The organism is Gimesia panareensis (assembly GCF_007748155.1).
GTDB lineage: Bacteria > Planctomycetota > Planctomycetia > Planctomycetales > Planctomycetaceae > Gimesia > Gimesia panareensis.
Genome location: NZ_CP037421.1, coordinates 2,064,877 through 2,090,613 on the forward strand (window position 1 = coordinate 2,064,877; position 25,737 = coordinate 2,090,613).

Genomic DNA, 25,737 nt, shown 5'->3' on the forward strand with positions numbered 1-25,737 from the left:
CGCAAAATCATCAGAAATTCTGCATACATGACAAAAAGGGAGTAGTGATCCGGCGTTGGAGTCCGTTAAAAAACTCTGTCGGTTTCTGATTGCTATTCAGATGCCGTCAAATGTACATCCCTGGTCAGGTCTGATAAGGGGGTACTCGCGGGCTCAAGAATTTGACACGTCCTGTCTCAAGTCACTTGCAAAGAAGGTTTCTCGGAATGAATTACGCCCGACTCAGATTGCGCTGTTTCAAATCGCTGTTTTTCCTGTCCCTGTTTCTGCTGGCTGGTCTGATTTTGCAGTTCTCTGGCACCAGCTTATCTCCCCGCATGTCTGCTGCTGAACCTGAAGACACGCAGGCTGCTTATGTTTCTGCATCAGCAGTCAAACGGGCTGACCAGACGGAACATATCATGGGAGTCACTGCCGCTGATTGTAAAAAATGCCACCCGTCAGAAGTGGCGACCTGGATGAAAACGGTTCACTTTCAGTCTCCTGAACTGCGGCTCTATAAGTTTGATGGGAACACAAAAAAATATGCGACAGCCATGGGACTGACCAGTGCCGAAATGCTGGGTGATTCGCTGTGTGCGGACTGTCATGGAACCAAAGCTGTGCGCGATGGTCAGGTGAAAGTGATCTCGGGGGTTTCCTGTGAAAAGTGTCACGGTGCCGCCGGTGGAGAAGAGGGCTGGTTGAACCGGCATCAGTCCTATCATGCAAGTATGCCGATCCCTCGTGCCCAGGAAACTGCCGCACATCGGGCTGCCCGACTGGAGTTCTGTGACCAGGCCGGTATGCGAAGATCCAGTAATATCTACGGTCTTTCCAAGGCCTGTTTCAAATGCCATCTGGTAGGAAATGAAAAACTGATCGCCGCCGGTCACAAGGCTGCCAGTGCATTCGATTTTGTGTCATGGACCAGTGGTGAACTCAAGCATAACTTCCTGGTTGATAAAACGACGAATGCGGACGCTCCTTCGTTATGGATGGAACGCACGGGAGGCAAACCGGAAGATCGTCGACGGATGAAATACGTCATCGGTACACTGGTCCAACTGGAAACAGCGCTGCGGCTGCGAGCCCAGACGACAAATCCGGCAGTGATCCCCCAGATCAGTGGTGTCATTGCGGCTGCCAACGGTCAGCTGACTCAGATGAATGCATTAGCGCCGACTTCAGAACTGCAGGCCGTGACAGCCTTGATTACACCGATGTTTGGAACCCTGTTTGCCCCACTGCCGACCGATAAGGAGACTTACAGTCAGGCAGCAGACAAAGTTGGTGAACTGGCCCGGCAGTTTGCAGAACAACATGATGGTTCGAAATTTGCCAGCCTGGATGCGATGATCAATCGCCTGCCGCCCCACTATTCACAGCAATACCAGGAGAAGTATTTAAAGAAGTAATCCGTTTCAGCGATCGTCAGTCTGTTAATCACTTTGAGTGGATAAACCATGTCTGAACCATCTGTTTCAAGACCACGTCGCTGGGATAAACCGTTCTCACTGGAAGCGGGCAGTGAGCAGGAAATGACGGATGCCGGCGTCGAAGAACTATTGCAACAACCGCCATTTTCCGAAATTGATGCCTCCGGATTTAAACGGTCACTGCCTCTGCATGACATCCTCAAAAACGATGCACGCATTGTGGGCTTTGATGAGGGCGACATTATCGTGCGGCGCGGTGACTGGGGGAACTCCGCTTTCTTCGTGCTTTCAGGAACTGTCCGAGTCGAACTCGAACGGGGAGAGTCTTCTTTACCAGACGAAATCCTGGGACGGCGTCGGAGCAGGGTGAAATCGCTCTGGGAATCCATCGCGCAGCTCTGGCGAAATCATCGGGAACCGGAAGTACGCGCAGTTGCAGAAGTCAGTGGTTCCAGTCCCCCTTTGCAGACACGCATGACGCGGGGGCGAACCCGTATCTATCTCCAGGAAGTCTCGGCAGTCCTCGATAAATATCGTACTGCCAGGCTGGAGGCCGGACACTGGTTTGGAGAATTGGCTGCACTGGGACGAACCAGTCGGGTCGCGACGGTGTTTTCGGAAGGGGTTTCGCAGCTGCTGGAAATTCGCTGGCAGGGGATTCGCGATATTCTGCGACATGACGCCAGTGGAGGGCTCAAACGCTATATTGAAGATGCATTTCGGGAACGGGCATTGGCTGCCTTTCTGAGAACAGATCCTCTCTTTCAAGGCTGTTCAACGGAGCTGATGCAGCGCATTGTGGATCAGGTTGAGTTTCAGACCTTTGGTAATTATGACTCTTCCAAACCGTTTAAAGAGCTCAATTCAAATCCAGAGCAGAATTTGGAATCAGGCGAACCCGTCATCATTCATGAAGGGGAAGTGCCGCGTGGCATTATCATGATTCGCAGCGGCCTGGCCCGGATTACGCAACAGTATTATCAGGGCCGACGCACGATTGGCTATCTTTCACCCGGGCAGATCTTCGGACTGGATGAAATACGAACGAGTATCAATTCTTCTTCTCCCCTGCCCTGTCAGACGCAATTAAGTGCGATTGGGCATTTGAATGCCGTTCTGGTACCGGCTGAGCTGGTCGCGGAAATTTTGCAGCAGCAGATGACAACACAAAACGGGAGTGAACAGTCAAAGGAGTCACCAGCCCGTCAGACCGTCAAAATCCAGGATGAGGCTTTGCTCAGCCAGCTGATTGACCGGAACTACGTGGAGGGAACGTCGTTGATGGTGATCGACCTGGATCGGTGTACCCGCTGCGATGATTGTGTCCGGGCATGTGCAACCGCACATGACAATAACCCGCGATTCATCCGCCATGGTCCCGTATTAAATCAGTTTATGGTGCCCAGTGCCTGCCTGCATTGCGTGGACCCGGTCTGCATGATTGAGTGTCCGACAGGGGCCATTTTTCGTGATCTGGGGCAGGGGGATATTGTCATCAATGATCAGACCTGTATCGGCTGTGCCCAATGTGCCAGCAACTGTCCTTTTGATGCAATTCGCATGGTTGATATCCGCGATGCCAGCGGCGATTTGATTGTCGATTCCAAAACGCGTGCCCCGTTGACGCAGGCCACAAAATGTGATCTGTGCATTGATCAGCGCGGAGGCCCCGCCTGTGAAAGTGCCTGTCCGCATGATGCCTTGTTTCGCGTCGATATGCAGGATGCGGCCCGGGTTGAGGAGGTCTTTGCACGATGAAGCAATTGCTCATTCAGTACCGATATCGACTGTCTACCTTTCTGGTGCTCGTTGTTCTCATTCTATCAGGCACCTGGCTGTATTCACTGACCCTGGCAAAAACGGCATTTGCGAGCGGTACGCTGCTATTGACTTGTATTCTGATTTTAGCGGCTTATCAATGGCGTAAAAAACTTTCATTTCTGGCGCTGGGAAATGCAACGGCCTGGTTGCAGTTTCATATCTTTGTGGGCTGGTTGTCCTGCGTGTTGTTTCTCCTGCATATCGGATTTCATGTTCCGGACGGGCTATTGGAATTTGCATTGTTTCTCACCTATTCCTTTGTGTTTCTGAGTGGGGTTCTGGGCTGGTTATTATCACGGATCATTCCCTATCGACTGTTATCGCGCGGAGAGCAGGTCATTTATGAACGGATTCCTGTTCATCGTCGCAAAATTCAGGAGACGGTCGAGAAGCTGGTTTCTGACAGTTTAAAGTCAGAAGAGGGGACCGCAGTTGCTGATTTTTATCACAAACACCTGGAAGACTATTTTGCAGGATCCCGGAATCAGGTCCGCCATATCCTGCATTCCAGGCGGCATCGACACCAGCTTGCTCAGCGGGTGGTTGATCTGCAGACATTTCTCAATGAACGGGAACAGGAGACGATGCGACAGATTGCCGATCAGATCCAGCTGAAAGACGATCTGGACTATCAGCAGTCGTTGCAGTCAGTTTTAAAATTCTGGCTGTTCGTGCATGTTCCTTTAACCTACACCCTGATTTTGTTTGCCCTGTTCCATACGATTACCGTCTGTGCCTTTGCGAGTACGAGCGGATGACTGAGCCTTTACAATCTTTTAACTGGAAAGACAGCAATTACGAACGCCCGGGGAACGACTGGGTTTGTGGTCGCATGTGCGAACTGGGACAGTGTTGTCGACTGGGGCCGGACAGTCAGGGAGGCTGCCAGGTTCAAAGCCGCTGCCAGCCGGAGAAAAAGGGGGAAAAATATGTCTGTACCCGGTCTGCAGTGCATGGCGGGAAGTGTAAAGAGGGGCCGACCGAAGAGGGAATGTGCTGCCAGGCGGACACCAGCTGTCAGCCTCATCGCAGTCTGGCTGCAAAGCGTCGTCTGCTGAGCTGCATTGCTACGGCGGCAGGAGTATTATTCTGCCTGTTTCTCTTTGGTGGTTCCTCACCGACACCCCGACTGGCGCCAGGTGATGTCACAGCGGCACATGCGGCGATCGAGAGTGATTGTCAGGCCTGTCATGCATCCGCTGAAGGAGGCCTGGGACACTGGATGCATACAGCCTTTGATTCCGAAGGGGCGCTGAAAGATTCTGCCAGATGCCTGCGCTGCCATAAGGAGCTCGGGGAAAATGCCCTGTTTGCTCACAGCCTTTCGGCTGATCGACTGTCTGAAAAGACACGTCAGATTCAAGAGACGGTTCCTCCCACAGCGACTCCATTCGCGCTGGAACTGGCGGCTTTCACGGATCCTCAGTCAGCGAAAGACCAGCTGACCTGTGCCACCTGTCACCAGGAACACCACGGTCGAAAAGCGATCCTGACTCAACTGACAGATATGCAGTGCCAGAACTGTCATGTCCGCCAGTTTAACAGTTTTGAACATGGCCATCCGGGTCTGGGCGACTATCCTTATGAACGCCGCTCGCGCATCTATTTCGATCACAATACCCATCTCAATCGGTATTTCGTGGAGGATGAATTTAAACGGACGATGCCAGGGGGGATCAAGCCAAAGTCTTGCCAGACCTGTCACACTGCCGATGCTTCGGGCCGTTTTATGTTGACTGGGACTTTTGAACAAACCTGCTCCAGTTGTCATGAATCACAGATTCAGGATAGCGAATTTCCGGGAGTCCCATTTTTTGCTCTTCCCGTGATACCACCTGCTGGTAAGTCGGACTCGGTGCAGTGGCCACGCACAACTGGTGTTTTCGAGACGGCACGTCTGCCACGCATGATGGAACTGCTGTTAAGCGAAGATCCGGACTATCAGCAGGCTGTCCAGGAACTGGGTGAGATCGATTATCGGCGGCTGGACCAGTTGAACGAGAGTGAGCAGCAGGCTCTGGCCCAGGTTGGCAGGGCAATCAGGAAACTACTCTACGAGGTATCGATCCAGGGAGAGAGTGCTCTGGAACAACGGCTGGGGAAAGCCGGTTCTGCTTACCTGCAAATGAAACCATCGATTGTACCGACATTAAAACAGGCGCAGCTGCTCTGGTTCCCTGATCTGATATCAGAAATGGAGCAGAGTAAAACAGCACAGAAACAGGCGACTCCTGCCCCAACTGAGTCGCAGCAGAAAAAACAGCACTTTTTGCCAGACAGCAGCGGTGGTTGGAGTATTTCGAATTCCGATTTTGCGATTCGCTATCGCCCACTGGGACACGCTGATCCTCTGATCAAAGCATGGCTCGATCAGGCTGTTCAGAAAGATCCGCGGGTATTAGCTCAGGATCAGTTGTGGCAGATCTTTTCCAGTCCGACTGCCTCGGGAACAGAAGCAACTCCCGGTGCACTGGCATCCGGGCGTTGTCTGATGTGTCATACCGTGGATCGTAACTCGCAAAACGGTACCGCGCGTATCAACTGGCAGCCTTTGAAATTAACTTCGGCAGGTGAGCACTTTACCCGCTTCTCGCATCGACCTCATCTGGCTTTTGGCGGGCGACAGAATTGTGAAACCTGTCATACTCTGGATCCGTCAGGAACAGATCTGACAACGGTTCTGCAAAAACATTTCTTTGAGAGGGATGCGAACAATATTTTCTGGAAGATCAATGATGATCCAGACCAGGTCTGCACCAGTGGATTTCAACCTGTGAATCGCCAGTCCTGTGTCACCTGTCATAATCGGACGACGAAAACACAGAGTTGTCTGCAGTGTCATCAATACCATGCCCATGCCCGGGTGGTTGAAAAGTGAAATGCGATTCGAACCAATCGACCGGCAGTGTGAGGAAATCGATGATTCACTCTTTTGAATAAGCGGCGTTGTTTGAACCCGTTTGGGAAAGTATCAACCGCAATGCCATGGGAGAGAGAATCGTTGCCAGAATTGCCATGAGCACCACTGAGGAAAACAGATTCGAAACCACAGGAGGGGCAGGCTCAGGATAATTAAAGAGCCCTGCATTCCAGGCGATATCAGCGACAATTAGTTCCACAGCGCCCCGGGCATTCATGCCGATACCGACCGCCAGTGCTTCTGTACGGGGTAAACCACAAAGTTTGGCAGCAAGGCCTGCTCCCAGCATTTTTCCAATAAAAGCAGTGAGAATCAGCAGGAATAGAAAGACGGGGGTTGCCGTAATCGCGTCCAGATTGATGCTCAATCCGATCGAGGCAAAAAAGAGCGGTGCGAAGAAACCCAGTGTGATTGCTTCGACCTGCACGTGAACATCGCGGTGCAGCGTTTCCTCGATTGATTGTCGGGTGAAAAACAGGCCCGCTGTAAACGCGCCGAGGATAAAATGCATTTCGAGCATTTCCGCCAGAACCGAAAAGGCCAGGGCACTGGTCATCAGCATGGTGAATTCGACATGCTTCGTCTGAAGATGTTTATGTGCGATCCGATTGAGCCAGGGAAACAGCCAACGACCAGCCACCAGGGTGATAATAAAAAAGAGAATGATTTTACCGGTCAATATTCCGAATGAACCAGGTGTGAGTCCTCCTGTCTGGTTGAGCAACGAAGTTAACACTGCCAGTAAAAACAGGCTGAAGATATCGTCGAAGACTGCGGCAGAGATAATCATCCTTCCCAGTCTGGAATGCTGTTGTCCCAGTTCCATGAGGGTGGCGATCGTGATTGGAACTGCTGTGATTGACAGGGCGACCCCCAGGAAAAACATCTGGGCTGTTTTCCAGTCGGAGTCGGGAAGAGAAAAGTATCCCAGTCCCATTCCCAGGGTCATGGGAAACAGCATGCCTCCCAGAGCTACGATCAAAGCGGAGCCAGAGGTTTGCGCCAGATCCCGAGGGCGCATCTCAATGCCTGCGAGAAGCATCAGGAAAAAAATGCCCAGATCAGTGACGGCCTCAAAGATTTGATTTTCCGACAGATCAGACAGGATGGGAAACCAGCGTTCGTTATTCTTGACGATGACTCCCAGGATGACCCCAGAGAGTAACTCCCCGGCCAGGACCGGTTGGGACAGCCGAGCAAAAATTTCTCCAAACAGGCGGGTGACGATCAGTAAAACCAGTAGAATATAGAGAAGTTCCATCAGTGTTCCTGAGGAAATAGGAATCAGGGTTGTTGTTTCTCAGGCTGGGCTCCGGGAGTGTTGTGTTGCTGTGGTTGACGAGATTCAGGCATGTTTTCTCGGTCTGTTTTCATCTGGAGTCCCCCACTGAGCGCAACATCCTGGTCCCCCACATCCAGAAATCTGGCAACGATCACAGTCATGTTGTCCGTTCCATTGCAGGCCTGAGCTTCATTAATCAGTTGAATACAAGTTTCATCAGCCATCAGGTTACGGCTGAGAATTTCGGAGATCGAGGTGTCAGAAAACTGTCTGGTTAAACCATCCGTGCACAGCATCAAGGTATCACCGACCTTGATTTCCGTTTGAATGATCTGTGGACTCAGTTTTCCGTGGGGATCTCCTCCAATGACATTGAAAGGCATTTCCTGCCAGACTTCCGGTAGATCACCTGCATTCAGCGCACCGCTTTTTACCAGACGTTCTGTCAGATTATGGTCTTGTGTTAGTTGTGACAGCCTGGAGTCCCTGTAGAGATAGCAGCGACTGTGTCCAACGTGCACGATGGTGAGCACAGGCCAGATCAAATATCCGAGAGTGAGTGTCGCTTCCATCCCGGTACGCTCTGGATGTTCCTCGATATCAAATTCCATTCTTTCCTGACATTGTTCGACAACATTCAGAAATTCCTGTTGCAACTCAGTGCAGGCGTCTGAATCACACTCCAGAAACCAGGGCATCTCGTTTAAGAGATAGCGGGTGAGGTGCTCCGTCACCAGTCGGCTGGCCAGATCGCCTGTTCCGGAATCGCCAATCCCATCCGAGACCAGTAGTAACTTGGCCTGTGAATTTCCATAAAGTCGGGAATAACTGTCCAGACTCAGACTACTGGAGTGTAAGCGCATTGACTTTTCCAGATCCGCTATGAGGAACTGGTCCTGATTGACGGTCTGATGTGAACCGATTTTTGTTAAACCAAAGCAGTCCATCTTGCCACTCATTGCCTTCCCCCTCTTCCCGGATTGGTATCAGAGTATCTTTGGAGACTGGAATATGATGCAGAGAGCCTGTGACCGATCTGTATCAACCAGGCGAAATCGTTGTACTACATTTAGAAATAAGCACATCGCATTCCAAAGCGGGGCTGCTTTGGTGCATGGGAACATCAGGTAGCTGCGAATAGCGCTAAGTTCCAGTCATGATTGAAGCTAACTCACCTGGTCTTTTCGGATGCTCAGTCGATTTCTGGCAAAATGAATGAATTAGTTGAGGAGTGGGCCACTTTATTTCAGACACAGGGCACGCAGAAGCAATTATTGATCGATCTGAAGCCAGTCTGGCATATTGGCGACCGATCGACTTGTTATTTCCTGAAGTGAATGTATCCGTCCATCTGCAGTGTGAATTGCTGTTTCATTCCTGATGAAGATTGGAAATACAACACTTATCGAGAAATCGTATTGGCATACAGGGAGCGTAAGGCTGCATAAATCAATCACTGGCACATCAGTTGCGATGATGTCTTTTTGAAGACGGTTTAATCAACGCCGTTCAGTGGAAGAAGCCTTCGATTTAAAGGAGCGAGAAATGGTTACTCGAGAAGAAATACGCGGACACTGGAATGAGTTAAGAGGTCGGATAGAGGAGCACTGGAGTCAACTCAGCCCTCATGATCTCGATGAACTGGAAGGGCAGACAGATCAGGTGGTCGGGAAAATTCAACAAAGGACAGGGCAGGCTTCCAGCGAGATTCAGCAGGAGATTGATACCATTGTCGATGATATGTCCGAATCGGCTGCCTGCGCTACCGAAAAACTGGGAGAAGGTTTCGAAAAGGCAGTTCATAAAACCAAAGAACAGTTTCAGCAGGCCTCGGATGCGGCTCATGAGCAGTATGAGCACATAAATGAATCTATGCAAAGGGGATATCAACAGGCAGAGCAGACCTTGAGAAAAAATCCGGTGGAGTCGGTAGCTGTCGCGTTCGGAACGGGGCTGATCGCCGGTGTCATCGTGAGTCTGGTCTGGCGTCGCTGAGTACCACTCAAGTACAGATAACTTATCTGTGGAGTCGTTTAAAGGAGGGAAACATGATTCATCAGTACGATGATATCGAAAGACGGTCACAGCAGAGGGCCCGGTCTCTAACTGACGATGTCGAACAGGAGACAGCCCCCGGCATGTGCCAATATATGGAAGAACAACCTGTCAAGTCGGTTCTCATTGGGCTGGGGGTTGGTATCGGGGCAGGGCTGTTACTGGGAACCATTTTCAAAGGGTCGTCCAGGTATCTCAGTCACGAGTCCGGTATAGCCGACCGAGTCGGGAACCAGGTCAGGGAGTCCCTGTCTGAGATTGTTCCGGATTCACTCAGGAAGCACTTCAAGACATGAACCATACTACAAATCGTCAGAACCAGGAGAAGGCACAGGTTGACCTGGTAGTTGCTTAATCGACGGGGGAAATGATGAAAAATAAGTCTCCTGATAACCGGGCAGATCAGATCTGTCATTCGATGGAGAGGCTGCGGAAAGAACTGGATGAAGATGTGCATCACGTCAAACGCAGTGCATCATCCCTTATGGACTGGCAGTTGTAAACAGCGGCCAGAAAACGTAGCGCCTGTCGGGTAGTGGCAAATCGGTATAAAAACGTAGCGCCCAGATGACCACCTGTTGGTTTTGGGTCAGACTCTCAGTATATGAGTCAGTTCTGATCCGGAAACAGCGGGGGCAAGGGTGATTACAGATATGGAGTTATGGGGTGAGATCCGTCGGCGTGTTCTGACCGGAGAAATCAGTCAACGTGCTGCTCGTGACGAGTACGGTATTCACTGGGACACGCTGCAAAAAATACTGACCTACTCGGAGCCGCCGGGATACCGGCTGACTAAGCCCCGGCCTTCCAAGCTGGAGCCGTTTCTGCCGATCATTCATGAGATTCTGCAGAACGACCGCAGCGTGCATCGCAAACAGCGCCATACGGGGAAGCGCATCTTCGAACGTCTGCGGGACGAACACGGGTATTCCGGTGGAATCACGATCGTCCGGGAAGCCATCCGTGACTGGAAAGCCCAGTCCCGCGAGGTTTTCCTGCCGCTCCGCCATCCCCCGGGCGAAGCCCAGGTGGACTTCGGCTTTGCCGATGTCTGGCTGGACGGAACACTGACCAAAGTCGCCCTGTTTGTGATGACGTTACCTTATTCGGACGCGATTTTTATCCAGGCCTTTCCCCGGGAATGTACGGAAGCCTTTCTGGAAGGACACAAGCGGGCCTTTGAATTTCTGGGCGGTGTACCGCAGCGGATCAGCTATGACAACTCGAAAATCGCAGTAGCCAGTCTGGTAGGGAACCGTGAGCGAAAAGTAACGACCGAGTTCCTGCGTCTGAAAAGCCACTTTCTGTTTGACGATCATTTCTGTCTGGTACGACGACCGAATGAGAAAGGCCATGTCGAGCGGTTGCTGGACTATGCCCGCAGCAACTTCCTGGTCCCCGTTCCCCGGGTTGCTTCCCTGGAGACTCTGAACGAGCAGTTAGTGCAATGCTGCCGGAACGATCTGCAGCGTCAGTTGCGGGGACAGGCTTCCCCCAAACAGAGCCTGCTGGCGGAAGAACAACGGGAATTCCTGCGGCCCCTGCCACAGCAGACGTTCGAAGCCTGCCGACTGGGACAGGCACACGCCGACTCCCTGTCGCTGGTCCGCTTTGATACCAACAGTTACTCGGTTCCCACAAAATACGCGCATCGTCAGATCACTATCGTGGCCACCATCACCGAAGTGCGGCTGTTGTTTGAAGAGACGTTAATCGCCCGGCACCAGCGGGACTGGGGACGGGAACAGACCCGTTTTAACCCGATTCATTACCTGAGTTTACTGGAACGGAAGCCGGGAGGCTTTGATCATGCCCGCCCCCTGGAAGACTGGGATCTGCCGGTCTGTCTGGGCATTCTCCGCCGTCGGCTGGAAGCCGAACTGCAGTCAGACGGCACGCGGGAGTTCATCAAGGTGCTGCGCCTGCTGGAACACCATCCGTTATCCGCACTGAAGCGTGCGGTGGAATACGCGCTGGACATTGATGCGACCCGCGCTTCTGCCATTCGCCTGATTCTGGAATACCAGCAGGAGTCACCGCTGACTCTGTTCAGCCTGGAAGGCCGTCCCCACCTGAAGCTGGTACAGGTGGCACAGACGGATGTTTCTGCTTACCAGTCCCTGTTAATCGGAGGTTAAACGTGACCAGAAAACAAACCAAAAGCCTGGTGCTGCTGCAGCACCATCTCAAGAACCTGAGGCTGCCCACCATCCTCAGAGAATGCGAAAAGATCGCCGCCCGTTGTGCCACTGACAATGTCGACCATCTGGGATTCCTGTTACAGTTATGTGAACTGGAACTGATTGAACGGGAACGCCGGGCCGCGGAACGACGTCTGAAGGCCGCGAAGTTCCCGACGTATAAGACCCTGGAAACGTTCGATTTTCAGGTCCAGCCCGGCCTCAACAAACTGCTGGTCAGCGAACTGATGCGGGGTGAGTTTATCGAGCAGCGGGAGAATATCCTGCTGGTGGGCAATTCCGGCACCGGCAAGACGCACCTGGCAGTCGCCCTGGGGATTGCCGCCTGCGGCCAGGGAAAGCGGGTCCGCTTTTACCAGGTCACAGAACTGATTACCCAGTTAATGGAAGCCCGCGAACAGCGGGAGTTAACCCGCCTGAAAAAGCAGCTCGCGAAACTCGATCTGCTGATTCTGGATGAACTGGGATATGTCCCCGCAAGTAAACTCGGCTCCGAGTTGCTGTTCGACGTGATCAGCACGGCTTACGAACGTTTCAGCCTGATCGTAACGACCAATCTCCCCTTTGAAAACTGGACCGAGGTCCTGGGCAGCGAACGGCTGACGGGGGCCACACTCGACCGGCTCACCCATCGTTGCCATATCCTGGAAACCACTGGTGAAAGTTACCGGTTACAGGACGCCAAACGGCGGCACACAAAAAGCTCAAGCAAGCAACCGCGACTGACGAAATAACAAAAGACCACGCATTCGTCCCCAAACAGCCACATCAGGACGAATCCTGCACAGACAGCGCTACGGTTTTCAACCGGCACGCGCTACGTTTTCTGACCGTTGTTTACAGAGGGCATCCCACCAGGCAAAGCGAGTCGATACTGTGCTTCGAAATCACAGAGCACTTCTCTGCCAGCAGAAAGTTCTTCCTCGGAGAATGGTTCAATTTCCGGAACCAGGACATGCCCATCTTCAAACAGGGAGGAGAGAAATGTAGAAAAGTAGGACATGTGAGAAGATCCGGTTATCGGTTGTTGACTCTAATGAGCAACAAACTTTGTGCTGATTCGTTTATGCTAAAATAGACAATACTGAGATAGATGTATAGTGTGAACTCCTGGGTTTCCCCCGGCAGACTTTCTGAGGGTGGGAGTATGACGCCATTTTAAGTATCTCCCTGTATGAGGAGAGATGTCGCAAGGTACGGGTTCGCCGTTTCCGGGTTCCATTTGGGGGGGGATCCTGATATCGTTTCCCAACGAAGTGTAGCGATTTTTAAATGTCTGAAGCTCATTATTTTACTGTATGATGAATATACACATCAGAGATGAACCAGAGCAGCATCAGGTTCACCGGGCGGGTTTGACGATACTCGAACTCCTGGTCGTGATGGGGATTATCAGTCTCCTGGCAGGACTTGTTATGCCAGCGGTAAATACGGCACGCGAGTCGGCTCGAAAAATTCAATGCGTTAATCATCTGAGACAGCTGGGAGTGGCGCTGCATAATTATCATGATGCTTATACCAGGCTGCCTGCCGGATGGCGCCGGGATCAAGAACAGAAAACCGCCTATGGCTGGGCTGCCACGCTCCTGCCTTACCTGGAACAGAGTCAGCTTGCAAACCTGATTGATTTCGAGTCGGCCGTCGATTCTGTCAATAATCTTGAAGCCCGAGAAATGACTCTCACCATTTTTCGCTGTCCTTCCGATGTCGCAGATAACCGGTTCCTGTTATTTGAGGAAGTGGGAGGACATGAAACATCAGGTTTGAAGTCGCACACATCAATGATCGAACTTCCCAGTACAAACTACCTGGGAGTTTATGGAATCAGTGATCCCGATGCTGTTCCTTTTCAGAGCGGTGAGGGTATTTTTATGCAAGATCGTTTTTTACGGTTTTCGGAATGTCAGCAGGGGCTGAGCAATATTCTGATGGTGGGGGAACGGACAGCACGAAAACTTCCCTCAACGTGGCTGGGCATCATGCTTGAGGGAGAAGATGCGACCGGGCGCCTGGTAGGAAATGCTTATCTGGGGCCCAATCGGACTGATGCAGATGAGTGTGAATTTGACAGCAGGCACCCTGGTTGTGTGAATTTTCTCTGGGGGGATGGGCACGTGAAATCGATCTCAGATTCTATTGATGCAGGGACCTATCGGCGGTTCGCAAGCAGGAAGTGATTCCTGGTAAAGGAACGCGGAATTCGATACTGACTGTCTGATAGTTGAAATCAACTGGTTCTTAATCGTCCACTGGAGTCTATAACTCCAAGAAAGCAGACAGACGAATCAGGATCGGACTTATCTTGACAAATCGGGGGGCTTCAACGAAGATCAGCCCCTTAAATACTATACAGATAGTAGATGCGACTTTCAGATGTCCTGGCTGTGGTAAGCCGGGATAGAAACGCGTCGAAAATTTCAGGCGAACTATGAATTTACAGATTCGGCAACGCGAACCGGAGCTGATGGATCAACCGGGGCTGAGTGATTCTGAGCATGGCAACGCGCTGATGGGGCTGCGTCGCGTGAACTGGTTCAGTCGCAGCAGTTCTATTTTCTGGAAACCTCTGCTGAAACTGGCTCAGACTTCAAATCAGCGACCTTTACGGATACTGGACATTGCCAGTGGTGGGGGCGATGTCAGTATCGAACTTGCAATGCGCGCCCAACAGGCGGGCCTGGATGTTGAAATCACAGGGTGTGATATCAGCGAATATGCTGTCCGACATGCGACAGAACTGGCACAACGCAGGCATTTGGAAAATGTCCATTTTTTCCAGAATGATATTTTCCAGGAACCGGCCGAACAGAAATACGATTTAGTGATGTGCTCCCTGTTTCTGCATCATCTCGATGAGCCCCAGGCAGTACAACTCATGAAGTGGATGTCAGAATCCACACGGCACTTGATGTTGATCAATGACTTGCGCAGAACCCGCCTGGGCTACTGGCTCGCCTGGGGGGGCTGCCGTCTGTTGACACGTTCTCTGATTGTGCACACGGATGGTCCGATTTCGGTAGCGGCCGCTTTTTCGGTTGAGGAAGCGGAGCAACTGGCTCAACAGGCAGGGCTGACTGATATACATATTTCCCGACAATGGCCTCAGCGATTTCTGCTAGAGTGGAGCCGGGTATGACTCCACTGAAAACGATCAGTATTGCCGAAGCCAGCAGCCGGCACTGGGATGTCATCGTGATTGGTGCAGGGCCGGCAGGGGCAGTCGCCGCCTACCAGTTGGGCAGGTCCGGTTTACAAGCGCTATTGATAGAACGAAAAATATTTCCCCGCTATAAAGTCTGTGGCGGTTGTCTGAATCAACGGGCTGTCAACACATTAACGGAAGTAGGCTTAGGGGGCGTGCTGGATGACCTGAAAGCAGTTCCCCTGGACCAGTTTCAGATACGTTACCAGGGCAGAGAGTTACAGATTCCTCTGCCGGGAGGACTGGCCGTTTCGCGATCGGCTCTGGACGTTGAACTTACCCGGATGGCGCTGGAGTCGGGAGTCAGTTTTCTGTCAGAGACCGCGGCACTGGTCTGTGGTGATTCGCATCCTGGACAGACGCGTATGGTGGAACTGTTTCAACAGGGGGCATTATGCGGAACCGCTCGTGCGAGTGTCATTCTTGTTGCCGATGGTTTGGGGCATCCCAGTTTGCAAAACTGTGAAGAGTTTGAAAGTGTGGTCTCTCAGGATTCGCGAATCGGTGTCGGAGTCCTGTTGCCCGGTGGTCAGATTCAGGATTATCCTGCAGGCACGATTCATATGGCGATTCACAAACATGGATATGTCGGCCTGGCGCGTGTGGAAGAAGGTCAGTTGAACATCGCCGCTGCCATGGATCGTAGTTTTATCAAACAGCAACAGAGTCCAACTGGTGCGGTGGTTCGCATTCTGCAAGAATCCGGCTTTCCGATTCCTCCTGCGATTGGAGAACAGAATCTCAAAGGGACGATTCCTCTTACCAGAAAAACTGTCAGGCCTGTCGCACATCGACTGATACTGGTGGGGGATGCGGCAGGCTACCTGGAGCCATTTACCGGGGAAGGGATGTCGAATGCGATCTCAGAGGGCATTGCGGCTGCCAGTATTTTGCCGCGCGGGTTACACGACTGGGAGCAGTCGCTCGAACAGGAATGGCTGCAGGTACATCAGACATTGACCATGCAACGTTTACACTGGTGTCGCTGGCTGGCGCAACTGTTGCGTTCTCCTACAGCAATCGGTGTTGGACTACGGCTGTTTCGCTGGTTTCCTGGAATCGCCAGACCAATCGTTGCCAGCTTAAATCATTGAATCTCAATTCAAGCGAGATCGAGTATTACAGATGAGTTTTGAAATTCTTGGAATTGGAACAGTGACTCCCGAACATTCAATCGAGCAGGTTGATGCTGCCGTACATGCGGAAGCACTCAGTTGTTCGGCTGAATCGACTGACCAGCAGCGGAGGTTGCTGCCGGTTCTGTATCGACGGGCCGGCGTTAAAACGCGGCACAGCGTCGTGCTGGAGAGCAGTACCAACGGTGAGCTGGCAAGACAGAGCTTTTATCCTCCTGCCGAATCCGAGGTGGATTATGGACCGACGACCTCTCATCGGATGCAGGCGTATGAAACTCATGCTGCTTCACTGGCGGTCTCAGTGGGGGAGCAGGCCCTGCAGGAGGGACAGGTGGATCCGGGAGAGATCACTCAGCTGATCACTGTCTCCTGTAGTGGGTTCAGTGCTCCCGGTTTTGATATTTCCCTGGTGAGAGAACTGGGGCTACCCGCAGATGTGGCCCGTACACACATTGGTTTCATGGGCTGCCATGGGGCTTTGAATGGATTACGGGTCGCGAAAGCTTTTACAGACAATGATCCCCACGCGCGCGTTCTGGTTTGTGCAGTGGAACTCTGCAGTCTGCATCAGCAGTATGGTTGGTGTCCGGAAAAAATTGTTGCGAATGCCTTATTTGCAGATGGGGCTGCTGCAGTTGTGGGCAGACAGGCTCCTCTGGATCTCACAGATCGCTGGCAGTTAATCGCTTCCGGTTCGACGATCGTTCCTGATTCGGAAGAGATGATGAGTTGGCGGATTGGCAACCATGGATTTGAAATGACGTTATCCCCCCGGATCCCGGATCTGATTAACGAGAGTCTGCGACCCTGGTTGAAGCAATGGCTGGCAAAACAGGGGCTGCAACTTGAAGAAGTCGGTAGCTGGGCCATTCATCCTGGCGGCCCCCGAATTCTGAATGCCGTTGCGGAAGCGGTTGGTTTTGAAGAAAGTCTGTTAAATCCCTCTCGTGAAACTCTGGCACGCTACGGGAACATGTCTTCCCCTACGGTCCTGTTCATCCTGAAGAAACTGCAGGCAGAGCGGGCACGGTTGCCCTGTGTGATGCTGGGCTTTGGCCCGGGCCTGACCATCGAAGCCGCTTTGATCAATGAGCGTGTTCAGACTTCGGAGTAAGGGCAAAGAAACGTCCCAGGGGACTTAACAGCAGGGCGGGCAAGACGATCAGGTCTCCCAGCAGAGCCATCATCAGCAGCCCTGCCATCATCCACGCGAAACGTGAAGTGGGAACGAAACTGCTCAGGGCAAAGACCAGCAGTCCCAGCCCGCAAATCAGCGATGTCTGAATCATCGCGGTTCCGCAATGTCGATAGGCATACAGAACCGATTCCCGGGGAGAATGGCCGGCATCCAGGTGGCGGCGAAAAAAGGTCAGGTAGTGCAGAGTATCGTCCACGGCAATGCCTAACGCCACGCTGGCAGTCATGACGGATCCAATGTCGACCGAGACAGCCAGCCAGCCTAACAAGCCGAAGATCATCAGCGGGGGGAAGACATTGGAGACCATGGAGACCAGCCCGGCAACCAGCCCGCCCTGGACGATCGTCATCACAACGGCAATGATCAAAAAGGCAAACAGAAAGCTCTTAAACAGGTCCTGCATTAACTGCCGCTGGATTTCATGGACCAGCGGCATGATGCCTGTCTGTTGTGTGGTAATTCCAGCCGGGATCGTCTCATATTTATTTTTCAAAGCTGAATCCACGTGCGTTCCAATTTGATCAAGGCAGGCGTTGTAATCCACATCGTTGAGTGCGCTCACATAAGCAGTAATGCGATACAGCTGCTTGCCGTCGATTTCTTTCAGATAGCCGGCATTGATGAACTGGGGTTTGAAACCTGTCAACGCTTCGTTGAGCTGATACTGGAACAGTTCGTCCGACATATGTTCCGGACGGGGAAACCGGGGGGCGAATGTCATTGTGGAAATTGTGCGGTTGACGGTGTCGGTCTTGCGCAGGCTGCGCTCGATATGCCAGACCATCAACAATTGTTCGCGGAAAGTCAGATCTGCTTCCGGCGAGCATGTCAGAATGACTTCAATGGGGACCAGAGAACCGACATGATCTTCCAGCCAGTCGTAATCGTGCAGAATTTTGCTGTCTTGTGAAAACAGGGTTTCGATGCGGACAGAAGCGTTGATACGAGAAATGCCATATCCGGCTGCGATCATTGCCATGAGAGCCAGACTGGCTATCACAGTATGATTGCGATTGAGAATGACTGTCAGAAAATACCAGAGGTCATGTCGATCCTGGGGAAGTGTCTCTGTATCAGCAGAGGGAGGGGCCGGACGTTTGAGGGGCCAGACTGTAAAGACCCCCGGAATCAGGCTCAATAGCAAACCTGTGGTTACCAGTACACCACAGGCGGCATAACCGCCAAACAGGCGAATCGGAGTCAGTCCACTGACCAGCAGCGAAGCCAGGCCGATGGCGGTTGTCCCGGCGGAGAGCAGGCAGGGGAGCCAGCCCACCTGGAATGCGTAGGCAGCGGGGTTGGAAATGTGCGGATCTTTGACGGCGTCAAAATAGTAATTGACCAGATGAATGCCGCCGGCGACTGCCAGTACCTGAATCAATGGTGGCATCACAATCAACAGTGCTGTGATACTCTCACCACTGTAATGAATCAGGGCTAAAGTAATCCCCTGGGCCAGAAGAGACAGTCCAAAGACCAGCAGGGCCGCCCGCAGGGAACGCAGACAGATCCAGCAGATCAACAGAACCATTAACGTCGAGGGGAGGACGAAGCGGTCCATCGAATCTTTGCTGGCCAGGTCAATTTCCAGACCATCGATGATAGGCCCTGCCAGAAAGCATTCGTCTTTTGTGACATTACAATGGGTTTCCAGTGCTGACTGGATATTTCCAACCAGTTCTTTACGTTTCAGTAAACCCGCTGGAGTGAAACTGACAATAATACAGGTTGTCTTTTCGTCCTCTCCGATAAAAGTCCCATCCAGGCGATCATGGACTTCCCGTTCATTCAGACGCATGGCAGGTGAGCTGAGTGAGCGATATAACTCGCGCCCTGAGATGACACGCTCAAAATACCATTGTCCGGAATCATCCTTAAAGACAGGGGCTGTTCGCAGCGCGGTGACCAATTCATCCAGATCCGGATTGTCCAGTGTGCAGTTTTGCCAGCTGATTATGACAGTGTCACTGTTACCGAACTGTTCCCGAAACTGATCGTAATCCGCCCGCGCGGGGAAAGATCCATCGACCCAGTCCAGCGGGGAATTTACTTTGGTCTGCAACGCCTGCGCAGCTCCATAGCCGATGAAGGGGAGTAACACAAGCAGGTAAATCACCAGCAACCAGAATCGTTTACGATGAATCGACATGCCGCTGATACTTTGAGAAAATCAGAAAACGGGAGAATAAGAATACAAGGTTTCGATCGATCATCAGGTCGTGCGGAGTGGTGATTTTTTCAGGGGTTTGACAGGGGCCGGTTTTGTTTTTCTCTTTCCGAGCGGACCGAAAAAAATAAATGGATATCCGGGGACCCTGGCCTGGTAATCTCGATAGGGTTTGCCGATGTAGTAACTGAGCCGTTCGTCTTTCAGATAACTGCCCACAAAGATATAGGCAGTCCAGATTCCTGTCAGGATGGCATGATCCAGAGTCATCAGAGGTGTGAACCAGAGTAGACCCATGAAGCTCAGGTAAACAGGGTGCCGCATGCAGCAGTACAGGCTGCGCGGTTGAAATTCCCGTCTGGGCAGTGGCTTTCGACGCAGCCAGTACCACCACTGCGTCAAGCCTGTCTGATATCCCAGGCCGGTCAGGTTGAGGCTGTAGAGCAGGGAAATCCACGAGCCATAAAAGCCGGCTGACATGAGCCAGCCACCCCAGCCGGTCAGGCTCCAGATTTCTATGGGGGAGCTGCGCCAGAAGAAGGCTGTCAGTAAAATTCCCACACAAGTCTGTATACAAAACAGGCTGCCATAAAACTGAGCAGGGAGTTTACGTGTGATCGCACTCCGCACGCCAGGGTAAAGCAGAAGGCTGTGCCCCACTGCGAACTGCAGAGCCAGCAGCACGTCGATTGCAAGCGCGCCACTCTCGTGGTGACTGAAATCTCCTTTCAGAAACCAGAACAGATGCCAGACTGTGAAGAGGAACAGCAACTGAGTTGCTATCCCGAATATAACACCAACGAAACGTCGCATCCCTGCTTCCTCGAGATCGTTGTAAAATCAAATTTATTCAGGTTTTCTGGCGATGAAGCATCCGTATTGCATAGCGCCGGTTTCATATGCCTTGAGAATGGTTTCAAAGCGATCCAGAAACATGACCGTATTGCGATCAATCAATTTTGCCAGCCACCTGACTTTGGTTTTCTCTACGCGTTGCTGGCAGATTTCCCAGGTCTGGCTCACACGATTTGTCCAGTTGTGAAAGCTTTGGAATTCCAGTCCGGACTGCTCCATCCAGGACTGATAATCGACTGCACTTCCCAGGGAAGGGCAGAAGAAACCTTCACAGACATCATATACTTTCTGCTTCGCTTCATCCGTATCAAGTTGTTCGCCAGCCAGCCAGGCACAGATGATCATGCGGCCTCCCGGGCGCAGCCAGGAGGCGGCCCTCTGGAAGAAGGCCTGCTTATCAAACAGATGTTCTGTACATTCGATGCTCCAGATCACATCAAACGATTCTGCTGGAAATTCCGCAGTCTCAGCATCCTGACAGAGAAATTGAGTGTGTCTGGCCTGTCCACGATAACGTGCTTCCAGGGCCGCCCAGCGCCGTTGAATGGGGCTGAGCGTGATCCCTGTGACGTGACAGTTGAATGTTTTGGCCAGATGAATGGATGAGCCGCCCATTCCGCAACCGACATCGAGCAGGTCTTCACCATTTTGAATCTGGATCAGTTCTGCCATGGTTTCCGTCAGCTGCTGTTGAGCTTGAGCCGGGGCGTTGTGTCTGATCCGGACGTCCTCGGACTGCGACTGTTCCTCGTCCCATAATCCATGATGAATGTGACATCCCCAGAGCAGACGATAAAACAGCGTCGACAAATTATAGTGACTGCGGATCACTTCCTTCTGGACCGTTGGACAACTAATCATAATCTCTTACCGGTTTCCACATGTTGCATTGATGAAATTGACCAGAGTCAGAAGTTTATCTGGCCACATCAATTTCACCGAAAATCTTCAGTTGATCTGTGACCCCGACGGCTCCAAAAGCTTTACTGAATGGAGTGATCCCATAATGTGACTGTAAAATGGAGAAGTTGCCTTTCAAATGATAGGCTGCTTTTGTTTCACTGACTTCTGTAATGATGTTCATCTTATGTGCGACTCCATGCAACGTAAACTTGCCGCTTAACTGATAGAGGTCTTTACCAGAGCTCGATTTCTGTTTCAGAGGGATTGCTGAGTTGATTTCAAATGTCGCAGTGGGATATTTCTGCACATTCAATACCGCGCTGCCCAGCATGTTGGCATTCACTTCCTTCTGGGTCGATGCGGAAGTCTTTCCGCTTAAACCAATATATTTGCGGGCCTGAGGTGTATCAGCCCGCCAGGTCGTCATGTCGAAAATGATTTTCCCTGCATTACTGCGGGCTCCCAGATTCAGTGAACCTGCTTTGATCTTGCCTTCGACGGCATGTTCGTGTCCGAATCCGGTTTTACCGACATAGGTATAAACACGGCTGGAAGATGTGTTGATTGTACCTGAAGGCAGCGAAGACTGCGTGACCGAGTTTTGTACCAGTTGGTTGATCACACTGTTTGGCATCTGGCCCTGAGAGCTACGGAATGCGACAAGCCAGATCAGGCAGACAAGGCAACTGCTCAAGCAGAGTGAAGTAATCCAGTTTTGTTCCTTATTAAGATGTGTCATCAGATCAATCCTTTTCATGATGAACTTATGTTTGTTGGGAAGTACGATTAATAGGCAGATTGTACCTCACCGATTTTGCGGCGAAAGGTAACAACTATTCTTATAGTAGTAAAGAGGGGTTTTGGGGTTTGGCGTTGTCTAAGCCTGGATTTCATTGAATCGGATTTGAGGAGAAGACAAAAGACAGGTTTTAACTTGGGTTTAGAGACGCTAAGATTCTGCTTTGGAAAAATACTGATTTTCATCTGTACGGGACTGATTGTGAAAGATTACCGACTCACGCCTTATGAACTGGAACTGCTGGACGTCATCTGGAACCTGGAGGAGGCCAGTGTCCAGGAAGTATGTGATGCATTACCCCGGGATCTGGCCTACACGACTGTGATGACGACCCTCAGTCTGCTGGTGCAGAAAAAGAAGGTGCTGGAACGGGTGAAACGTGGCCGAGCCTATATATACAAACCTGCCATCACTCGTGAAGAAGTCTCACGTTTTATGCTGGGACAGATCAAGCAGGTATTGCATCAAGACTCGCTGCCCAGTCTGATGCTGAATCTTCTGGAGAATGAGGAAATCTCCGAGGACGACATCAATGCTCTCAAAGTGGCAATCAGGAAACTGGAGGATCAGCAATGACCTCAGCCGGTTTTATGGAAACGATTCTTTCTCTCTCACTACAGATCACGATCTTGATTTGTGTGGCTGGGGGGCTGTCTATGACATTGAAGTCGTTCTCAAATGAATACCGGCTCTGGGCGTTGTGTCATGTGCTGATTCTGCTGCAGTTTTTAGCTGCCTTTAGTCTGCCTCATCCGCGTCTGCTTTCAAACGGTTTCACGCAGCCCCCACAGTACCTTGAACTGGTTCAAAAAATTGAATCCACTCTGGGGCAGGTAATTTTGATTATCTGGTTCTGCGGCATGCTGGTTTCCATGCTCGCCCTGATTGTGAGTACATTTCGAACAATCCGGGTTCTGAGTAACTCTACAGTGTCAGCAGTTGAATTGATCGAGCAGGGACTTCTGGATGATGTAAATGGAAAAACAGTAAAGCTACTGATCAGCCAGGCAGTGCAGACTCCATTTTGCTGGCAGATTCATACGCCTGTAATCGTTTTACCTGAGAGAGTTCTGGCACTTTCAACACAGGAGTTCAGCATGATCGTGCGACATGAAATCGAACATCTTCGGGCAGGTCATCCCTTGCAGCTCTTTCTTCAGAGGCTGGTAGAAGCTTTATTCTGGTTTCATCCACTCGTCTGGTGGAGTTCCCGTCAGGCAGTGCGCAGTCGTGAGTTTTACTGTGATCAGAAAGTGGTTCACGATCGGGAAGATATTTTAATCTACCTGAAAAGCATGTTGCATCTGGTTGAGAATCAGGTGACGGACTGGAAGACCTTGTCAGCAGGTTTTGCCTATCGGAATTCCTCCAGTCTGATTCAACAGCGAATCCAACATCTGACCGCCACTCAGCAGAAACATTCAGATTCACAACAACGTTTGGCCTGGCGGGGGCCGTGCATTCTGTTGACAGCGCTGTTTTGTATTCTCCTCTGGCTTCCCGTGGATGTCTCGGCCTCGAATCGCTCCTTCTGGTCGCCCTGGCCACGCTGGTCGACGAATTTTCTCCAGTCAGTCGGGATTCCTGCACGCGATTATGAAATCGATGGCCATCGCCTCCGGCCTCATGAGCACCCCTGAAGCGACAGCCATCATACCAACGACTTCTGGAATCAATGGAGTTATCGTTGCGCGAATGAGCAGGTTTTGGGGGCTGATCGTCCTCTGGCATTGGTTGAACAGTCCATCGTAGACTGGTTTTCGCTAAGTTCCTTTCCGGACAGGTTTAATGCATGAGCATATCTGTTTTTTTTGACTGGAACGATCTCAATGAACAGTCGAAATGGTGTGCATGATGTTGCGTCCGAACTGCAAATAGTTGCATGGGTTGCGCCGCGAAAATTGTTGAAATCCTGAGAAATTGATGAAAAGATTCCGGATCTTTGGGATGATTTCATAAGTTTTTATTCGTGTTTTTAAGTCTAAAACTGCAAATCTCATGTTGTACCGAAATTATTTTGGTTTGGTGGTATGCCGCTTGCATGAGGTGTTAATCAACCTGTAATCGTATCGCCTGGCGTAATTGCGATTTTTTGAAACTGACTAACACGAAATCATAAATCTGAATCGGGTAGTCTGTGGCTGGTATGCCCTGACCAGCTAGAGACGAGTTTGAACAGGGAAGAGTAAGACGAAAGAAGCTACCCGTTTTCAGGAGAGATGTAAAATGGATTCCACCTCATTCGTAAATACATGCCAGTGCATTAAAGAGGCGCTGAACCATGGAAATATGGAATTCGTTGAAACGCTTCGTTGTGAGCAGCAGTTAATGGAAGAGACTCAGGATCACACCGATTCTCTTTCCAGTCACGATGCTCAAACTTTCAAACAGAATTATATCGAACAACTGGGGCTGCTGGGAGACACTCCCGAAGAGACTCCCAAAGCTGCTGTATTAGCCTGTTCTGATGCTCGTGTACCAGTACTGGATGTTTTCAACCAACCACCAAACCAGGTGTTTGAAATCCAGCTTGCAGGTAATGTTGCTTCCGTCGAATGCCTGGGAAGCCTGGCATATGCTGTAGAGCATCTTCCCACGGTCGAAGGTGTGGTCGTGCTTGGTCATACCGGTTGTGGAGCTGTCGCTGCAGCCGTCGATCAGTTTTTATCTCCGAAACCAGAAACCACACCAGCAGACAGCAGTATTCGCTCGCTTATCAATTCCATTACTCCTTCCGTTGAGATTGCGGCATCTGCCTTGGGTAAGAGCTCACAATTCCGCTCGGGAGGTGTGCCTCGTTTTTCTCTGGATCGCGGCAAACTCATCGACACAGCGATTTTTGTAAATGCTGCGGCGATGGCCTGGAAGATTCGGGAATTCATCAACAAGTTGAAACGGATTGTTCCGGTCTGGTACGGCGTTTACGACCTGGCTTCGTGTCGGATTTTACACGTTGATCTGGAGCGTAGAGATGGTTCTCTACTGTTTGGTTTAGGAAATGCTCCTGGAGTGATTGATCTTGATGATATCGCCAGTAGTATGGTTCAGTATTTATCCAAAATGGACAACTTTGATGCGGCTCGATTTTCTACAAAGTCACTGGGACCGCAGGCAAAGTCTGTCTGGGAAGCACTTTCAACTGGGAGCAGGGCTTCAAAATCATAGTAAAATAAAAAACAGGCGTTGACTCAAAATGAGCTTCACCAATGAATGAGTGGGTTGTAACCCGGACGTCTCTCCATTTCGTTCATTTTTAGAACAATCCACTCATTCATTTATCAATAGAAGTTGATTTCACTACTGGTAAAGTCATCTTCAACTAATCTATTTTGTTTCTACTTGCGGAGTAAAACGGTTGGAAGATTATGGTCGTCGAAAGATCGTTTTATTTCGCAAGATAAGAGGAGTCGTGTTCCGTCGTGCTGGTTTCCTGAGTTTATCAGTTGCGCATTACCAATGCCCACGCAAGTGGGGGGTTCAGTCTTGTTCCTCGACTGGAAATTACGTAGTTTGCCAGTCACCTTCATGTGCTTACTTTGGCGGGTAGCTAGCATGATGGGTGACTGGCGACTACGTGCTTTATCCAGGAGTCTGAACTTCACGGCGGACACGTTCCTATTATCTCATAAAAATCAGTCCTGTAAATAAGATACTGATTCTATTTTCTCTCAGCCCTCTGCTGAAATTACATCATTCTCAGGAATGATGACTCTGATTCCAAGCCTGCTGCTGCACTTTCATTTTACATACACGACACTTGGGAGCCAATTGTCTCTCCTT

21 protein-coding genes are annotated in these 25,737 nt (G+C 51.1%); 14 read left to right on the top strand and 7 right to left on the bottom strand.

The window, feature by feature from the left end; all coding sequences use genetic code 11:
* The first annotated feature begins 206 nt into the window (after positions 1–206).
* From Enr10x_RS07765 to Enr10x_RS07780, 4 genes are read left to right on the top strand one after another with little or no spacing between them, the layout of a single operon-like run.
* Positions 207–1,397: a multiheme c-type cytochrome gene (locus tag Enr10x_RS07765; RefSeq protein ID WP_145448654.1), complete on the top strand. Its 1,191-nt coding sequence runs from the start codon at positions 207–209 to the stop codon at positions 1,395–1,397.
* Positions 1,398–1,445: 48 nt separating this feature from the next.
* Positions 1,446–3,176: a cyclic nucleotide-binding domain-containing protein gene (locus Enr10x_RS07770; protein ID WP_145448655.1), complete on the top strand. Its 1,731-nt coding sequence runs from the start codon at positions 1,446–1,448 to the stop codon at positions 3,174–3,176.
* The gene (locus Enr10x_RS07775) at positions 3,173–3,997 is read left to right on the top strand and encodes a hypothetical protein (RefSeq protein ID WP_145448656.1); all 825 of its coding nucleotides are present in this window, start codon (positions 3,173–3,175) and stop codon (positions 3,995–3,997) included. Before Enr10x_RS07770 ends, Enr10x_RS07775 begins: the two co-directional genes overlap by 4 nt.
* The gene (locus Enr10x_RS07780) at positions 3,994–6,117 is read left to right on the top strand and encodes a cytochrome c3 family protein (protein WP_145448657.1); all 2,124 of its coding nucleotides are present in this window, start codon (positions 3,994–3,996) and stop codon (positions 6,115–6,117) included. Before Enr10x_RS07775 ends, Enr10x_RS07780 begins: the two co-directional genes overlap by 4 nt.
* A gap of 46 nt (positions 6,118–6,163) precedes the next feature.
* On the opposite strand, the gene Enr10x_RS07785 is transcribed toward Enr10x_RS07780, so the two are convergent.
* Both Enr10x_RS07785 and Enr10x_RS07790 read right to left on the bottom strand, forming a co-directional pair.
* Complete coding sequence (locus Enr10x_RS07785; RefSeq protein WP_145448658.1) at positions 6,164–7,420, bottom strand: cation:proton antiporter; 1,257 nt, start codon at positions 7,418–7,420, stop codon at positions 6,164–6,166.
* Positions 7,421–7,443: 23 nt separating this feature from the next.
* Positions 7,444–8,304 (bottom strand): PP2C family protein-serine/threonine phosphatase, encoded by an 861-nt coding sequence (locus Enr10x_RS07790; protein WP_197997515.1) that lies wholly within the window; start codon positions 8,302–8,304, stop codon positions 7,444–7,446.
* A gap of 682 nt (positions 8,305–8,986) precedes the next feature.
* On the opposite strand from Enr10x_RS07790, the gene Enr10x_RS07795 reads away from it, so the two are divergent.
* The 3 genes from Enr10x_RS07795 (at position 8,987) to istB (ending at position 12,431) form a co-directional block, all read left to right on the top strand.
* Positions 8,987–9,436, top strand: coding sequence for a CsbD family protein (locus Enr10x_RS07795; protein ID WP_145448660.1), 450 nt, complete (start codon positions 8,987–8,989; stop codon positions 9,434–9,436).
* Positions 9,437–10,149: 713 nt separating this feature from the next.
* Positions 10,150–11,634, top strand: a complete 1,485-nt coding sequence (istA, locus tag Enr10x_RS07800; protein WP_145447831.1) for an IS21 family transposase — start codon at positions 10,150–10,152, stop codon at positions 11,632–11,634.
* Between the two features lie 2 nt (positions 11,635–11,636).
* Positions 11,637–12,431 (top strand): IS21-like element helper ATPase IstB, encoded by a 795-nt coding sequence (gene istB, locus Enr10x_RS07805; RefSeq protein WP_145447830.1) that lies wholly within the window; start codon positions 11,637–11,639, stop codon positions 12,429–12,431.
* A gap of 83 nt (positions 12,432–12,514) precedes the next feature.
* On the opposite strand, the gene Enr10x_RS07810 is transcribed toward istB, so the two are convergent.
* Complete coding sequence (locus Enr10x_RS07810) at positions 12,515–12,700, bottom strand: hypothetical protein (RefSeq protein ID WP_145448661.1); 186 nt, start codon at positions 12,698–12,700, stop codon at positions 12,515–12,517.
* A gap of 412 nt (positions 12,701–13,112) precedes the next feature.
* On the opposite strand from Enr10x_RS07810, the gene Enr10x_RS07815 reads away from it, so the two are divergent.
* From Enr10x_RS07815 to Enr10x_RS07830, 4 genes are all read left to right on the top strand, one after another.
* Entirely contained in the window at positions 13,113–13,874 is a 762-nt protein-coding gene (locus tag Enr10x_RS07815) for a DUF1559 domain-containing protein (RefSeq protein WP_197997516.1), read from the top strand.
* Positions 13,875–14,125: 251 nt separating this feature from the next.
* Entirely contained in the window at positions 14,126–14,833 is a 708-nt protein-coding gene (locus Enr10x_RS07820) for a methyltransferase domain-containing protein (protein WP_145448663.1), read from the top strand.
* On the top strand, positions 14,830–15,993 hold the full coding sequence (locus Enr10x_RS07825; RefSeq protein ID WP_197997517.1) for an NAD(P)/FAD-dependent oxidoreductase: 1,164 nt from the start codon (positions 14,830–14,832) through the stop codon (positions 15,991–15,993). Before Enr10x_RS07820 ends, Enr10x_RS07825 begins: the two co-directional genes overlap by 4 nt.
* Positions 15,994–16,024: 31 nt before the next feature.
* Positions 16,025–17,149 carry a type III polyketide synthase gene (locus Enr10x_RS07830; protein WP_145448665.1) on the top strand — a complete coding sequence of 375 codons (1,125 nt, stop codon included), beginning with the start codon at positions 16,025–16,027 and terminating at the stop codon, positions 17,147–17,149.
* Here Enr10x_RS07830 and Enr10x_RS07835 read toward each other — a convergent pair.
* From Enr10x_RS07835 to Enr10x_RS07850, 4 genes are all read right to left on the bottom strand, one after another.
* Complete coding sequence (locus tag Enr10x_RS07835; protein WP_145448666.1) at positions 17,121–19,382, bottom strand: efflux RND transporter permease subunit; 2,262 nt, start codon at positions 19,380–19,382, stop codon at positions 17,121–17,123. The genes Enr10x_RS07830 and Enr10x_RS07835 overlap by 29 nt on opposite strands.
* Before the next feature lie 63 nt (positions 19,383–19,445).
* Complete coding sequence (locus tag Enr10x_RS07840) at positions 19,446–20,213, bottom strand: NnrU family protein (protein ID WP_145448667.1); 768 nt, start codon at positions 20,211–20,213, stop codon at positions 19,446–19,448.
* A gap of 33 nt (positions 20,214–20,246) precedes the next feature.
* Positions 20,247–21,116, bottom strand: coding sequence for an SAM-dependent methyltransferase (locus Enr10x_RS07845; RefSeq protein ID WP_145448668.1), 870 nt, complete (start codon positions 21,114–21,116; stop codon positions 20,247–20,249).
* Positions 21,117–21,171: 55 nt separating this feature from the next.
* On the bottom strand, positions 21,172–21,897 hold the full coding sequence (locus tag Enr10x_RS07850; RefSeq protein ID WP_197997518.1) for a YceI family protein: 726 nt from the start codon (positions 21,895–21,897) through the stop codon (positions 21,172–21,174).
* A 261-nt stretch (positions 21,898–22,158) separates the two neighbouring features.
* Here Enr10x_RS07850 and Enr10x_RS07855 point away from each other — a divergent pair, with 261 nt between their 5' ends.
* The 3 genes from Enr10x_RS07855 to Enr10x_RS07865 all read left to right on the top strand — a co-directional run bounded on the left by Enr10x_RS07855 (position 22,159) and on the right by Enr10x_RS07865 (position 25,122).
* Entirely contained in the window at positions 22,159–22,533 is a 375-nt protein-coding gene (locus Enr10x_RS07855; RefSeq protein ID WP_145448670.1) for a BlaI/MecI/CopY family transcriptional regulator, read from the top strand.
* The gene (locus Enr10x_RS07860) at positions 22,530–23,597 is read left to right on the top strand and encodes a M56 family metallopeptidase (RefSeq protein WP_145448671.1); all 1,068 of its coding nucleotides are present in this window, start codon (positions 22,530–22,532) and stop codon (positions 23,595–23,597) included. The genes Enr10x_RS07855 and Enr10x_RS07860 overlap by 4 nt, the downstream gene beginning before the upstream one ends.
* A 586-nt stretch (positions 23,598–24,183) precedes the next feature.
* Complete coding sequence (locus Enr10x_RS07865) at positions 24,184–25,122, top strand: carbonic anhydrase (protein ID WP_145448672.1); 939 nt, start codon at positions 24,184–24,186, stop codon at positions 25,120–25,122.
* Positions 25,123–25,737: the final 615 nt, after the last annotated feature.